We start from the raw sequence: 214 nt of genomic DNA on the forward strand, positions 1-214 counted from the left end.
TCGTTGACAAATACGGCAAGCGAAACGCAAATCGCCAGCCATATATGAGTTTGCGCTGGCAGCTCAATCAGCAGCTTGAGCTGCTGGAGAAGGCAAACCAACCTTTGTCTAAGACTGCTTTGAGGAAGAAAAGAAAACTGCTTGGCAAGCTCAAGAATCTGGAGCAGAACAATATCGGCAGAAAGTCGTATGACAAGAGCTACCGGTCAGCGCA

1 pseudogene is annotated in these 214 nt (G+C 48.1%); it reads left to right on the top strand.

The annotated features are described in order from the left end of the window. A pseudogene (locus FD23_RS10675) lies at positions 1-214 on the top strand (RNA-guided endonuclease TnpB family protein); the annotation flags it as partial.

Source organism: Lactobacillus delbrueckii subsp. delbrueckii DSM 20074 = JCM 1012 (assembly GCF_001433875.1).
Classification (GTDB): domain Bacteria; phylum Bacillota; class Bacilli; order Lactobacillales; family Lactobacillaceae; genus Lactobacillus; species Lactobacillus delbrueckii.